12 protein-coding genes are annotated in these 14,275 nt (G+C 38.4%); 6 read left to right on the forward strand and 6 right to left on the reverse strand.

The genetic code is table 11. The features are described from left to right. The first annotated feature begins 80 nt into the window (after positions 1-80). Positions 81-470 carry a DUF3144 domain-containing protein gene (locus HMPREF0014_RS16070; protein ID WP_002052603.1) on the forward strand — a complete coding sequence of 130 codons (390 nt, stop codon included), beginning with the start codon at positions 81-83 and terminating at the stop codon, positions 468-470. Positions 471-529: 59 nt separating this feature from the next. Here the strand turns inward: HMPREF0014_RS16070 and HMPREF0014_RS16075 are convergent, their stop codons facing one another. From HMPREF0014_RS16075 to HMPREF0014_RS16090, 4 genes are all read right to left on the reverse strand, one after another. Further along, on the reverse strand, positions 530-3,292 hold the full coding sequence (locus tag HMPREF0014_RS16075; RefSeq protein ID WP_004885934.1) for a pitrilysin family protein: 2,763 nt from the start codon (positions 3,290-3,292) through the stop codon (positions 530-532). Positions 3,293-3,414: 122 nt separating this feature from the next. After that, complete coding sequence (locus tag HMPREF0014_RS16080; RefSeq protein WP_004885929.1) at positions 3,415-4,230, reverse strand: PhzF family phenazine biosynthesis protein; 816 nt, start codon at positions 4,228-4,230, stop codon at positions 3,415-3,417. Between the two features lie 150 nt (positions 4,231-4,380). Further along, a complete protein-coding gene (locus HMPREF0014_RS16085; protein WP_002052703.1) occupies positions 4,381-5,775 on the reverse strand; it encodes an L-cystine transporter in 1,395 nt (464 codons plus the stop codon). A 197-nt stretch (positions 5,776-5,972) separates the two neighbouring features. Continuing rightward, positions 5,973-6,854, reverse strand: coding sequence for a LysR family transcriptional regulator (locus HMPREF0014_RS16090; RefSeq protein WP_002052908.1), 882 nt, complete (start codon positions 6,852-6,854; stop codon positions 5,973-5,975). 96 nt (positions 6,855-6,950) lie between these two features. Between HMPREF0014_RS16090 and HMPREF0014_RS16095 the strand changes: the two genes are divergently transcribed. From HMPREF0014_RS16095 to HMPREF0014_RS25525, 4 genes are all read left to right on the forward strand, one after another. Next, on the forward strand, positions 6,951-8,129 hold the full coding sequence (locus HMPREF0014_RS16095; protein ID WP_004885926.1) for a YbfB/YjiJ family MFS transporter: 1,179 nt from the start codon (positions 6,951-6,953) through the stop codon (positions 8,127-8,129). After that, entirely contained in the window at positions 8,126-8,251 is a 126-nt protein-coding gene (locus tag HMPREF0014_RS25520; RefSeq protein ID WP_004885924.1) for a hypothetical protein, read from the forward strand. Before HMPREF0014_RS16095 ends, HMPREF0014_RS25520 begins: the two co-directional genes overlap by 4 nt. A gap of 225 nt (positions 8,252-8,476) precedes the next feature. Next, positions 8,477-8,887 carry a hypothetical protein gene (locus HMPREF0014_RS16100; protein WP_002052664.1) on the forward strand — a complete coding sequence of 137 codons (411 nt, stop codon included), beginning with the start codon at positions 8,477-8,479 and terminating at the stop codon, positions 8,885-8,887. Then, complete coding sequence (locus HMPREF0014_RS25525; protein WP_079376986.1) at positions 8,888-9,379, forward strand: hypothetical protein; 492 nt, start codon at positions 8,888-8,890, stop codon at positions 9,377-9,379. Positions 9,380-9,460: 81 nt separating this feature from the next. Here HMPREF0014_RS25525 and icd read toward each other — a convergent pair whose 3' ends face one another. Next, a complete protein-coding gene (gene icd / locus HMPREF0014_RS16105; RefSeq protein WP_004885920.1) occupies positions 9,461-10,717 on the reverse strand; it encodes an NADP-dependent isocitrate dehydrogenase in 1,257 nt (418 codons plus the stop codon). A gap of 200 nt (positions 10,718-10,917) precedes the next feature. On the opposite strand from icd, the gene HMPREF0014_RS16110 reads away from it, so the two are divergent. Next, positions 10,918-11,706 (forward strand): rRNA large subunit pseudouridine synthase E, encoded by a 789-nt coding sequence (locus HMPREF0014_RS16110; RefSeq protein ID WP_004707608.1) that lies wholly within the window; start codon positions 10,918-10,920, stop codon positions 11,704-11,706. Positions 11,707-11,824: 118 nt separating this feature from the next. Here HMPREF0014_RS16110 and HMPREF0014_RS16115 read toward each other — a convergent pair whose 3' ends face one another. Further along, positions 11,825-14,062, reverse strand: a complete 2,238-nt coding sequence (locus HMPREF0014_RS16115; protein WP_002052445.1) for an NADP-dependent isocitrate dehydrogenase — start codon at positions 14,060-14,062, stop codon at positions 11,825-11,827. Between the last annotated feature and the right edge of the window lie 213 nt (positions 14,063-14,275).

The following is a 14,275-nucleotide window of genomic DNA, read 5'->3' on the forward strand; positions in this document are numbered from 1 at the left end:
TATTTACAGACTAAGGCAAAGGTTTTGTTTCCGCAAGGCTTTGCCTATAATAAGCAGCTCTATTTTTGCGGGAATAAGTCATGTCTCAAAAGATTAATGCAACAGATATTACTGAAGAAGAAGCGTTAAATGCTGTTTTCTTTGAGCGTGCGGATGAATTCATTAAACAAGCGAATGATTTTTGTCGCCCGCCTAAAGGCCAAAAACCTGATCCAGCTGAGCTTCGCGGACAAGTGAGTGCTGCGATGTTATTTGCAACTGCCCGTTTTAATACATGGGTCGCTGCCAATAATTTTAAAGATGGCAATGAAATGCGTGATGCAAAAGAGCAAGTGATGTCTTATCTGCTTCAACAATTTCAAATGATGCTTGAAGATAACTTTGATGAGTACTGTGAACAGTTCGAAAACTATTTACGTTTCCGTAAGAATGAAGATTTTCATACTCACAAGCATGACCATGATCATTAATAAATTTTAAATACCCAAATAAAAAGCCACTTCATGTGGCTTTTTATTTGGCAAGTCATTTATTGCTTTTGCGGTTGACCATATTGGTCAGCCATCACTTCAACGAGATTGGAAAGTTTAATATATTTTTTAATGACTGCATTCACATCAGCAACAGTTAGCTTTGTTAAATCTTGATCATGCTTAACACGATCCAGTAATGTTTTACCTGACTCAAGCTCAATATTTAACATACCGTGAATATTACGCTCATCCTCTAATGCAGTAACACGTTTTTTCATGAGATCTGCTTTAGCTGCTGCAAGCTCTTGCTCGGTAATACCATTGGTTAATAAGTCATTTAATACCTTATGAACTGAAGCAGAAACTTGTGCCGAACGCCCCGCCGTATAGTTTGCACTAATACTTAATGCACCCACATTGGTGTCCTGATCAAGTTGCAGTCCTGTTCCAAAACCATAAACTAATGCATTTTTTTCACGAAGCTCTTGAGCCAAACGCGAAGAAATTTGAGAATCACCTAAAATATAATTCATTAAAATTAAGGCAGATGCATCCGGATGATTTTTTCCAACCGGTATCGCAAGTACGCTTTGATAACTACCAAACTCACGTTGTTCAGATAAAGCATGTACTTGCTGAGCAGGAAAATCGACGTGTTGAATTAAGATTTTTTCATATGGTTGTTTACTGTTCCAACTACCAAACTCCTGATTTAATAGTTTTTTCATTTTCTTAGCATCAAATGCGCCGGTAATTGCAATTTGGGCATGGTTCATTGCAAAGAAATGCTGATATAACTCTTTGACTTGTTCTTGGGTCACATCCTTTAACTGTTTTTTAGCTAACTCAGGTTCAAAGTGGTAGCGTAAATCACCTGGCTGATATTCTTCAACTAAACGTGACAACGTTAAACCTGCAACTACATCAGGTTCTGTATAAGGACGATCAAGACTGGATAAGCTTTGAGATTTAATTAAATCGAATTGAGATTGTTCAAATTTAGGGTTTTTCATAACCTCTAGAACAAACTTGAAGAATTCATCAAACTTTTCAGTTTTAGATTGAATATTAATGGTCATGCCATTGCCGTCGGCACTTGCATAAGCCGCGCCACCAGCATCAATCGATTTATCGGCAATATCTTGCAGGCTATATTTATCAGAACCGCGGAGTAATAAATACGAAGTTAAATCAACTACCGTGCCTTTATTAAATAAAGATTTTTCTGTACCGAAATCCATAGTAATGGTGGCATAGGTACGATCATCACGGGTTTCCACAGGGAACAAAGCATACTTCATTCCATTTTTAAGTTTTCCACGAATAATCTTTTTCTCATTACTCTCAGCATATTGCTTAGAAGTTTTTAAAAACTCGTTAACTTCTTCTTGATAAACTTTCGGGTCTTTTAAAGGTTCTGGTTTAACATCTGTCTGATCTAAAGTTTTAGGTTTATCTTTTGGGTCGAGTTGCAATGCTTTCTTTTGATCTTCAGGTGTTGGCAAAATATCGCCATCAATACGATGCCCAGCAATAAGGAACTGTTTTAAGGTTTGATTTAGGTCATTGAGCTTCACTTTCTCAACTGCATCTAAATCTTTGAAATATTGATCCCATTGCCCACCAGCTACGCTGTAATCACTTAAACGAGATCCCAAAGCAACGGCGTCTTTATTGACTAACTCGCTTTGTGTTTTCATTAAACTTTTTACACGTTTTAGCTCAGTCTCAGTAAAAGGTTTACCCTTTTCAATTCCAGAGAGCAAAGCGCTTTCAACTTTGTTAGGATCATTTTTTGGTGAGTAAACCGCACCTAAAAATACAACATTAAAATCTTGGTCTAACCAAGTTGATGCCTGAACGTCTGTGCTAATGCCTGTTTCAACCATATTCTGGTACAAATGACCGCTTGGCTGCATGGTATATAACATAGGCGCTAAAGCCAGTGTCGGCTGAATTTTGACGTTTTTTCCATTCATATAAATATGAAATTTGGCTAAATCACTGCCTTTTTTCACCACAAATTCACGATTCTTTATTTTTGTAGAATCTAACACAGGCACCTGAACGCGCTTAGGCACAGCTCGCGCAGGAATTGGACTAAAATATTGGTCTATCGTTTTTAAAACATCAGTTTTATCAAACTTACCTGAAATCACCATGACCGCATTATTAGGTGCGTACCAACTACGGTAGAACTGGTTCAATTCCGGCATTTTAATTGACTTAAGCTCTGGCAAATCACCAATCGGTAATCGTCCTAAATACTGGTTTCCATAAGCCGATTTCCACATTTGATCCATTAAAACAGCAAAAGGCTGATCCATACGGACTTCACGTTCACGCTTTACGATTTCAATTTCAGAAGGAACAAATTTTTCTTGTAAAACCAATTTGTCCATACGCTCAGATTCAAGATACAGTACTTGATCAAGTGCAGTTTTTTCTGGACGGACAATATTCGTGTATTTAGTTGAATAGTAATCCGTGCTCGCGTTCGTCATTAATGTATATTGATCTAAACGGCGTTGGAATTCTTCACCTTTTACATTTTGCGTGCCTTTAAAGGCCAAATGCTCAAGTAAATGTGCTAAGCCACCTTTACCTTGCGGATCATTTAAAGAACCTGTTAAATAAATGGTATTAATAAAGATTTTATTTTCTTTGTCATTCGGGGCAAGTACGACCCGAAAACCATTATCTAATTTATATTCCTCAATATTTTGCTTACTTTTTACTAATGTTGTTTGTGCAAAAGACGCAGCACTTAAACCAAGAATACATAGGGAGAGAGTCAGTTGTTTAAACTGCATAAACATATAAATACCAATTAATTTGAATAATAAAAAATCAATAGTTGTGGGACTATAGTAGGAAATTTAAGCTGACATTAATAGTAAAGATTTGAAAAAAAAGCCGTTTATTTAAACGGCCTTATATTTTAAGGAAAAATTTCTGCTTGCATATAAAGTTTGCCATAGCCTGAAATTTCAATACGCTCCTGGTTCAGCACATTACAATACAAAACGCCTCCACGGTTAGAAGCCTGATAAGCAGTAATATTATTTTTAGCGAGTTTCTCTGCCCATAGCGGTGCTATTGCGGTATGAATTGAACCTGTAACAGGATCTTCTTCTATACCTGCGACAGGAGCAAAATAACGCGATACGCAATCATAGTTTTGATCTGCTCTTGACGTTATTGCTACATCAAGACCACTGGCGGTAATCGCAGTCCGCTTACCTAAGGCTTTAAGCAAGTTCATGTCAGGCTTCTCATCCAATACATCTTGAACTGATTCATATTCAACAATGTAGGCTTGAACATTTTGATAAACCGCTTTAAACGGTTTTGTTAATGCTTGACGTAAAACAGCCGGATAATCTTCAACTTGATGAGCCTTACGAATTGGAAAATTCATTCTGATTTTGCCGTCTTCATCTTGATGAACGACAAATAGGCCTAAGTTTCGTACATGAAAATTAAGAGTCTTTTTCTCGGTAAAATCTTTAAATAATACGAACGCACTGGCAAGAGTCGCATGTCCACAAAAATCAACTTCAACTGTTGGAGTAAACCAACGGATTTCATAATTTTCAGAGTCTATAATTTTTACAAAAGCAGTTTCGGATAAGTTATTTTCAAGCGCTATCTTTTGCATTAAATCTGCATCTAGCCACTCTTTTTCAACTACTACAGCAGCAGGGTTTCCACGAAATAACTCTTTGGTAAAAGCATCGACTTGATACATTTTCATGTTAGTGCTCTCTTTCTTAATAAGCTCACTTTTAAAAATTATTTAAAAGAAAAACAGATACAGTTTTTTTAAAATTAACATCACAGTAGCAATTTACGCATATAAAAAAACGGCTCATCCAGACTGGATGAGCCATTTTAATATTAACTTTTAATGATGTTGAGTTAATTCAATTTCATCTTCGCTATTCATTATAGCTTTGTCGGTCTGCCCCATAAATTGGCTTGTAACCACACCAGCAGTCATTGAACCATTTACGTTTAATGCAGTACGTCCCATATCAATGAGTGGTTCAATTGAAATAAGAAGCGCAACTAAAGTTACAGGTAAGCCCATCGCAGGAAGCACAATCAGCGCAGCAAAAGTTGCACCGCCACCAACACCAGCCACACCAATTGAACTTAAAGTCACAATACCCACTAACGAAGCAATCCACATTGGGTCTAGGGTGTTAATACCCATAGTTGGCGCAACCATGACTGCAAGCATGGCTGGATATAAACCCGCACAGCCGTTTTGACCAATGGTAGCACCAAAAGAAGCAGAGAAACTTGCAATAGACTCAGGCACGCCTAAACGACGAGTTTGCGCTTCAATGCTCAATGGAATACTTGCTGCACTTGAACGACTCGTAAACGCGAATGTTAGAACTGGAGCAACTTTCTTGAAGAATTTAAGTGGAGAAACACCAGTCAAAGTCAAAATAATGGCATGTACGACAAACATAATCGCCAAACCTAAGTAAGACGCGACCAAGAAACCGCCTAGATTCAAGATATCCGCAACATTTGAACTTGCCACAACTTTTGTCATGAGAGCAAAAACACCATACGGTGTAAGCGTCATTACTAAACGGACAAGCTTCATGACCCATGACTGTAAAGTCTGAATAGCCGTCAGAATACGCTGACCTTTTTCTGCATCATCTTTCATCAAGTTGAGTGCTGCTATCCCTAAAAATACAGCAAAGATAACCACGCTAATAATCGAAGTCGGATTTGCACCCGTTAACTCAGCAAAAGGGTTACTCGGAATAAAAGAAAGTATAAATTGCGGTACGCTTAAGTCTGTTACTTTACCCACATAGTCAGTCTGAATCGCGGTAAGTCGAGCTGTTTCTGCAGCCCCTTGTACCAAACCTTTGGCAGTTAAACCAAATAAGTTCGTCACAAATACCCCAACCAGCGCAGCGATGAGTGTCGTAAATAACAAAGTTCCGATGGTATAGAAGCTGATTTTTCCTAAAGAAGAAGCTTGGTGCAGCTTCGCTACCGCACCTAAAATCGAAACAAAGACCAAAGGCATCACGACCATTTGTAAAAGTTTTACATAGCCGTTACCAACAATATTAAACCAGCTAATAGATTCAGCAAGAATCGGATGGCCACCGCCATAAATCAAATGTAGTCCTAAGCCAAACACCACACCTAGAACTAAGCCGGCAAGAACTTTTTTAGACAAGCTCCAGTCCGTTTTACGTGTTTGGGCGAGTAAAAATATTAACCCGACAAAAACCACAATATTGATGATTAAGGGTATATTCATTCCCAAACTCCAACTTATTGCTTGTGTCATCTTTTAAGGGGGCATATTTGACCATAGCCGGCCTATATAAACTACCCTTTTCAACAATTTTCTAGCATGCAGATCATTACTGATCTGAATGAGAATATAAAATGACTTTTAAATACATATATATCACTTTTAAAACATAAGATAAGTAGGATATTTATGTATAAAAATTAAGCGCATTTCTGTATAAAGTTTTGCTCAATAAAACAAATAAATTGCTTTAAATTACTGCCCCATGTTTCAGGAGGCTGAGCAACCAAATAAGTAGTGAAATGTGCAGATTCAGTGTTAATTTCAAAACAACTTAATGAGACTTTATCGGCTACTTTGCTCAGATATGACTTGGGCAACAAAGCAAAACCGACTCCTAATTCTACACAGCTCACAATGCCATCGAGACTACCCATTTCCATAATTTGTGAAGGTGGAACACTATGATCATTTAAAAACAGCTCAATTGCATGCCGATAAGAACAACCTTGTCGAAATGCAATAAAACGAGTCTTTGCGAGGGTGGTAATGTCGGGAAAGTGAGTTTGTTGTTTTGGGCAAACTAAAACCAGTTGTTCTTGCCACACTGGAAAACTATATAACTCTGGAATTACATATTTAGAAGCAACAAACGCACAATCGACTTCTCCTTGTTGCACCGCGTTTAACAAATATCGGGTTGGGTGAGTTTGAAGCTCAATTGGTAAATTCGGATATTGCTGAATACATTGATTAAGCAATTGAGGAAGTCGTATAGCTGCTGTCGTTTCCATACTGCCCAAACGAATGGTTTCATTCGGGTCAATATCACCTTCTTGAAAAATTTTTTTCGCTTTATTATGCAGTGCGATCATTTGCACAGCATAACTATGTAGCTGCTGTCCTGCATTAGTTAATGTAACGGGGTTATGACGATTTAATAAAACCACGCCTAACTCTTCTTCAAGCTTTTTCACATGACTTGTGATGTTCGATTGAACCGTACACATTTTTTGTGCAGCCAGTGAAAAACTTCCACTCTCTGCAACCGCTAAAAAAAACTCTAAAGACTTAAGCAACATGCCACTATCTCAAAACAAGATAATTAATATCATATTAAATCATTTCTAATGATAAATAAACTCGCTTTTAATAATAAAAAAATTGAGAGACTTCCCATGTCTACGTTCTATCGAATGAGCCTGCTTGTCTTTTTAGCGACTTGTCTAGGAATTGGTATTTTTAGATTTTCATATACTGCGCTCATGCCTATTATGATTGTGCAATATGGATGGACTCATGATTTTGCAAGTTACTTAGGAAGTGCAAATTTATTGGGCTATCTGGTTGGCGCACTATTGGCACTGTTTAGCATTAAAGAAAGATCTATTCCCGCTTTGATCACAAGTTCAGCTGTCTTAGGCAGTTTAAGCCTGCTCTGCTGTTCGTTTATACACATGCCTATGGCTTGGTTTGTTCTCTGGCGTACTATTTCAGGTGTCGCGGGTGGCCTACTCATGATTTTAGCACCTAGCTTTGCTATGAAAAATATTGCAATTAGCCAAAGACTTAAAGTTAATTTTTTAGGATTTAGTGGTATTGGCGCAGGCGTGTTATCTGCTACTCTCATTATTCCTGCACTCAAAAACATGTCTGTTCAATATGTATGGAGCATTTTTGCAGTACTCTCTATTATTGGCAGTTTCGTTCTTTTCCGCTTATTAAAATATCAGTCTACTCAGGCCGTACAAGTCACAACGCAAGCTCCTCAAAACTTCAAACACTCACGTTTGGGGCTTGTCATTATTATTGCTTATATGTGCAGTGCTTTTGCTTATATTCCCCACTCTTTGTTCTGGATGGACTACTTATCGGGAACCCTACACTTTCCCTTGCAACAACGAAATTTATTTTGGGTTCTTTATGGGGTTGGAAGCTGTATTGGCGCCTTTGTGGCGTATTGTTTAAGCCGCCTTATTGGATATTTGCAGGCAATTAAATGTCTATACGGTGTCTATTGCTTGGCAGTTGCCCTACCATTTTTTTCACATGCTACCGCTTTGCTCACTTTATCGTCCTTTCTTACAGGTTTACTCACACCTGCCACCGTATTTATTAGCTCTTATAGTCTGCTACAGATTTATGAGCAGCGTTATCAAAAAATCTGGAGCCTTGCCACCATTGGGTTTGCCAGCACTCAGCTATTAGGTGGCGTTGTCATTAGTACTTTACACCACTTGCATTGGTCTTATGCCCATCTGTTTTTAATGGGAGGCATTGTTTTGTTATTTGCATTGAGCCTTTTAATTCGTACCCATTCTTCTATACCAAATTCTCTCGGAGAAACCAAACTATGAAAACTTTGTACTTTCCTCTCTTTTTAATTGTCTTTGTACTTATTATTCAGGCTTTAGACCAAAGCTATCAAAAGAAAATCGGGCTACCTAAAACTGCTAAACATCCCGAATTTATGCAATAAAAAAAGCCCCTATACACAAGGGGCTTTTCATTGAGTAATCGTAGTTTGTCAAAATTAAAATTAATGAGTAGATCAGTAGAGCTAACTGCATAACACCTATGTTTATACGCCTACTCAGTAAGCTCAACTGACAAAAAATGTCATATTATGTCAATGTAGAGTGTTATTTTCTGATCTATATTCGATAAAAATTTATAATTTTTAATACTTAAAATAGAGTAAGACATGAGCAATAACAATTATATTGATGAGCTTTTAAAGCTCTTGGCGATGTTTGCTTTTATCTGTGTTTCATTACTGGCATTTAAATGCCGGACCATTTTTGCACTGGATATCACAACATCCTATGAGGTCTCTGTAAAGATCATTATCTATATTGCCACAGCAGCTATTCTTGGCTTTTTAACACGCGATCATATTGAGTTTACAACACAATTTTTAATTGCTGTTCCATTCGCGTACTTTTGGCTAGAACCAATTCTTGATTATAAAGCCCTTCAAACCATCCCAGATGTTCCGTTTTATCTCTCGGGTCATGGTCAAAGTTTAGGTCTACTAATAGTCATTATATTCTGTTTTGCCTTATGGGTATTTAAAGAGACTAGTTCAAACTCGCGTGAGTCGCAAAATGTCTAAATCAGATTTTTTGAGGAGTTTTATAAAGTTAAAAATAGTCAATGTACTATACTTTTTTATAATATATATTTTATTCAAATTAATTTATACCAATTAAAAACTTTAAAAATGTACAATGTATCAAACCCAGCAAATGCGGTTGTTGTCGGCATTATTACAATAATTGCTACAGTTAGCCTTCTTATATGGAAGCTTAATTTTTATATTGGCATAGATATATATACCAGTGGTGAAGTGCTTTTCAAAACACTGCTATATGCGGCTACGATAGGGCTATTTAGTTACTATTTCCGCTATAGCATTAAAATTAGTAATACAGTGATTTTATCATTACCTCTTTTTTTCTTTTGTATCAGGCCTGTTTTGAACTATAAAATGACGCATAGCATTGGTAATGTACCTCTGTATGCTACTCATCACGGACAAGGTTTAATATTGCTAAGTTTTACAGTATTGGCTTGTTTATTATGGGTATACACTGCCCACTCTTAGCTTTAATTTTTAATAGCATAAAAATGTATAAATACTTATATACATAAAAAAACCCTCGTTCGAGGGCCTTTTTATTTAAGTTTAATCTTCCATATGTTGAATTATGGCATCACCAAATTCAGAGCAACGCAATAAGGTTGCGCCCGGCATTAAACGCTCAAAATCGTAAGTTACCGTTTTAGCTGCAATCGCTCCTGAAATTCCTTTAATGATCAGATCAGCCGCTTCAGTCCATCCCATGTCTCGAAGCATCATTTCAGCAGATAGAATAATTGAACCCGGGTTTACTTTATCTTGCCCAGCATATTTAGGTGCTGTTCCATGTGTTGCTTCATAAACTGCAATAGCGCCGCCAATATTTGCACCGGGTGCAATTCCAATCCCCCCTACTTCTGCTGCTAATGCATCGGAAATATAGTCACCATTTAAATTAAGGGTTGCAATCACAGAGTAGTCAGCAGGACGCATCAAAATTTGCTGTAAGAAAGCATCTGCAATTACATCTTTAATAATAATGTCTTTACCATTTTTAGGGTTCTTAATTTTAACCCAAGGGCCACCATCTATGAGTTCACCGCCGAAACGATCTAGTGCTAACTCGTATCCCCATTCTTTAAATGCACCTTCGGTATATTTCATAATATTGCCCTTGTGAACAAGAGTCACCGATGGTTTGTCATTATCTATGGCAAACTGGATGGCCTTACGAACTAAACGTTGTGATCCTTCTTTGGAAACGGGTTTAATACCAATACCACATCCTTCAGGGAAACGAATTTTTGTGACCCCCATTTCTTCTTGAAGGAATTTAATAACTTTTTTAGCTTCTTCCGAATCGGCTTTCCATTCAATACCGGCATAAATATCTTCCGAATTTTCACGAAAAATAACTATGTCGGTTAATTCAGGATGCTGAACAGGTGAAGGAACACCTTCAAACCAGCGTACTGGCCGTACACATACGTACAAATCTAATTCTTGACGTAGCGCCACATTAAGTGAGCGTATACCGCCACCAACTGGAGTAGTTAGGGGGCCTTTAATTGAAACGACAAATTCACGCAGGGCTTCAAAAGTTTCTTCCGGCATATAAGTGCCATAAATTTTATTTGCCTTTTCACCGCAATAGACTTCCATCCACTCAATGGAACGTTTGCCGCCATAGGCTTTTAAAATTGCCCCATCAACAACTTTTTTCATTGTCGGTGTAATATCTACACCAATACCATCACCCTCAATAAAAGGAATAATTGGATGATTCGGTACATTCAGTGACAGGTCTGCTTTTACTGTAATTTTATCACCGTCGGCAGGAACAACGATCTTCTGATAACCCATTGTGTAGATTCTCCCTTTTATAATATTTAACTAACCAAACAAAAATAATTATCGATAAACAATACTTTCAACTTTTATTCACGCATAATAGCTTAATCGAATTTAATCCTTTTTGAGATTTATGTGGGAAATAAGCAAATTTCACACTTAAATATTGCTCAATGTTTTTACCTCTTATTTGAAAGAAGAAGTCATTTTTTATGAAAATCGTCATTCTCAACAAACCTTATGACGTGCTCTCCCAGTTTCGTAAAGACGAAGCGCATATGACGGTGTCTGACTTTATAGATGACCCGACTTTACGCATAGCAGGCCGTCTTGATATGGACTCTGAGGGTTTAGTTTTTTTAACCGATCATGGTGGTTTGAATCAGTTCATTACTAACCCTGCGAATAAAAAATACAAAACGTATTTAGTTCAAGTTGATGGCGATGTAACCGAAGAAGCGCTTGAGCAACTGCGCAAAGGTGTAGAGCTTAATGATGGTATGACTTTACCAGCTAAAGCGATTAAGGTAAGTGAACCTGAATGGTTATGGGACCGAGACCCTCCTGTACGTTACCGTGCCAGTATTCCAACATCTTGGATTGAAATCTCTATTTGTGAAGGTCGTAACCGCCAAGTTCGTCGCATGACCTCTGCGGTAGGTTTCCCGACTTTACGTCTCATTCGTACTAAAATCGGTTCAATTGATTTAGTCCAATTAGGATTACAGCCAGGCGAGACCAAAGAAATCGAACCTCTACTCTACCCAGACTTTAAAGATGTTCCCGCTGAACAACCTTATCGTTCACGCTCGTATGTGAAAAAACCTGGGGGTACAGGTGGCAAACCAATGGTTCGTAAGAATAAAGATGGTTCTGTTAAAAAGTCTGGTACAAAACGTATCTGGCAAATGGATGAAAGTGAAAAGCCACGTCGTAAAACTAACGGTACAACTCGTCCAAATACTAAAGCACCTCGTGGTCGTAGCCGTAATGGTCGATAAAAACATTTAATTTTTAAAAGCTCACATAAGTGGGCTTTTTTAATAGCTATTATTTATAAAAATAAAAAAGCCGGCACATATGCACCGGCTTTTCAGCTATTTACTAACGAATTAGTTATTAAGCTTGAACAGTTGAAAGCGCTGCATTAAATGTAGCACTTGGACGCATTACAGCGCTTACTTTCGCAGGATCAACTGCATAGTAACCACCGATGTCAGCTGCTTTACCTTGTACTTGAGCAAGCTCAGCAACGATCTTCTGTTCGTTTTCAGCTAATGCTTTTGCAAGTGGAGCAAATTTAGCTTTCAACTCAGCATCTTCGTCTTGAGCCGCAAGTGCTTCTGCCCAGTAAAGTGATAAGTAGAAATGGCTACCACGGTTATCAAGCTCGCCTGTACGGCGTGATGGAGACTTGTCATTGTCGAGCAATTTACCAGTCGCTTCATCAAGTGTTTTCGCAAGTAACTTGGCACGAGCATTATTTTCTTTAATGCCCATTTCTTCTAAAGAAACTGCAAGCGCAAGGAACTCACCAAGCGAATCCCAACGTAAGTGGTTTTCTTCAACAAGTTGCTGTACGTGTTTAGGTGCTGAACCACCTGCACCAGTCTCGTACATACCACCACCCGCCATAAGCGGAACGATAGACAACATTTTCGCAGAAGTACCAAGTTCCATAATTGGGAACAAGTCAGTTAAGTAGTCACGTAAAATGTTACCAGTTACAGAAATTGTATCGAGACCACGAACTACACGCTCAAGTGTGTAACGCATTGCACGTACTTGAGACATGATCTGGATATCAAGACCAGTCGTATCGTGATCTTTTAAGTACTTCTGTACTTTCTTGATCAATTCATTTTCGTGTGGACGATATGGGTCAAGCCAGAAGATCGCAGGCATGCCTGAGTTACGTGCACGAGTCACTGCAAGTTTTACCCAGTCACGAATCGGAGCATCTTTCACCTGACACATACGCCAGATATCACCTTCTTCAACATTTTGAGTCAATAACACTTCACCAGTGTCAAGATCGGTAATGTTTGCGATACCTGCTTCAGGAATTTCAAAAGTCTTATCGTGAGAACCGTATTCTTCAGCTTTTTGAGCCATCAAACCAACGTTTGGCACTGTACCCATAGTCTTCGGATCGAAGTTACCATGCCATTTACAGAAATTGATCATTTCTTGGTAAATACGGGCAAATGTTGATTCTGGCATTACTGCTTTAGCATCGTATTGCTTACCATCAGCACCCCACATTTTACCACCAGCACGGATCATTGCAGGCATAGAAGCATCTACGATAATGTCGTTAGGCGAATGGAAGTTAGTAATACCTTTTGCTGAGTCAACCATCGCAAGTGCAGGACGGTGTTCTTGGCAAGCATGTAAGTCTTCAATGATTTCTTCACGTAATGATGTTGGAAGAGTTTCGATTTTCTCGTATAACCCAGCCATACCGTTATTTACGTTAATGCCTAATTCATCAAACAACTTACCGTGTTTTTCGAAAGCTTCTTTATAGTAAATTTTCACACAGTGACCGAAAACAATCGGGTGTGAAACTTTCATCATTGTCGCTTTAACGTGTAAAGAGAATAAAATTCCTGCTTCTTTACAATCATCAAGTTCTTTTTCATAGAAATCACAAAGTGCTTTCTTGCTCATGAACATTGAGTCAATGATTTCGCCTTCTTGAAGCGCAACTTTTGGCTTAAGAACAATGCTCTTACCACTGTTTGTGATAAGTTCCATTTTTACGTTGCGTGGGCGGTCAAGCGTCATTGACTTTTCACCGTGGTAGAAGTCACCTTCTTCCATGTGTGAAACGTGAGTTTGAGACCATTGTTTCCACTCGCTCATTGAATGAGGGTGTTTCTTAGCGTAATTTTTAACGGCAGCAGGAGCACGACGGTCTGAGTTACCTTCACGAAGGACAGGGTTTACTGCTGAACCTAGGCATTTGCCATAACGAGCTTTGATTGTTTTTTCTTCTTCAGTCGCTGGGTTTTCCGGATAGTCAGGAATTGGATAACCTTTAGATTGAAGTTCTTTAATACATGCTGTCAATTGCGCAACAGAGGCACTAATATTTGGGAGTTTGATAATGTTAGTATCTGGATCTTGTGTAAGACGACCTAGCTCAGCAAGGTTGTCGGATACCTTTTGCTCTTCACTTAGGTAGTCAGCGAATTCTGCGAGCACACGTGCAGCTACAGAGATGTCACTTTTAACAATCTCGATACCTGCTGGCTTAGTAAAGGTCTCAATGATCGGCAGTAGCGAATAAGTCGCCAATAATGGCGCCTCGTCAGTCAGTGTGTAAATGATAGTTGACTTTTCACCAGCCATATATAGCCCCTTCCGTTGAATTGAGTTTTGAGGACCGAGCTTTTGGCCCAGTACCTACGAACCGATATGCTTAAATAAAACCCTGAGAGTATCGGCTCTCATTGGCTTTCAGTCAACGAAATATCCAGTGATAACGACATTTCGCAGCGAAATAATACATAATTTAAATCTATTGATAATAATCTCATACCTAACTTATGGTAATACATGCAC

Origin of the sequence: Acinetobacter sp. RUH 2624 (assembly GCF_000162375.2) — a bacterium.
GTDB classification, from domain to species: Bacteria; Pseudomonadota; Gammaproteobacteria; order Pseudomonadales; family Moraxellaceae; genus Acinetobacter; species Acinetobacter nosocomialis.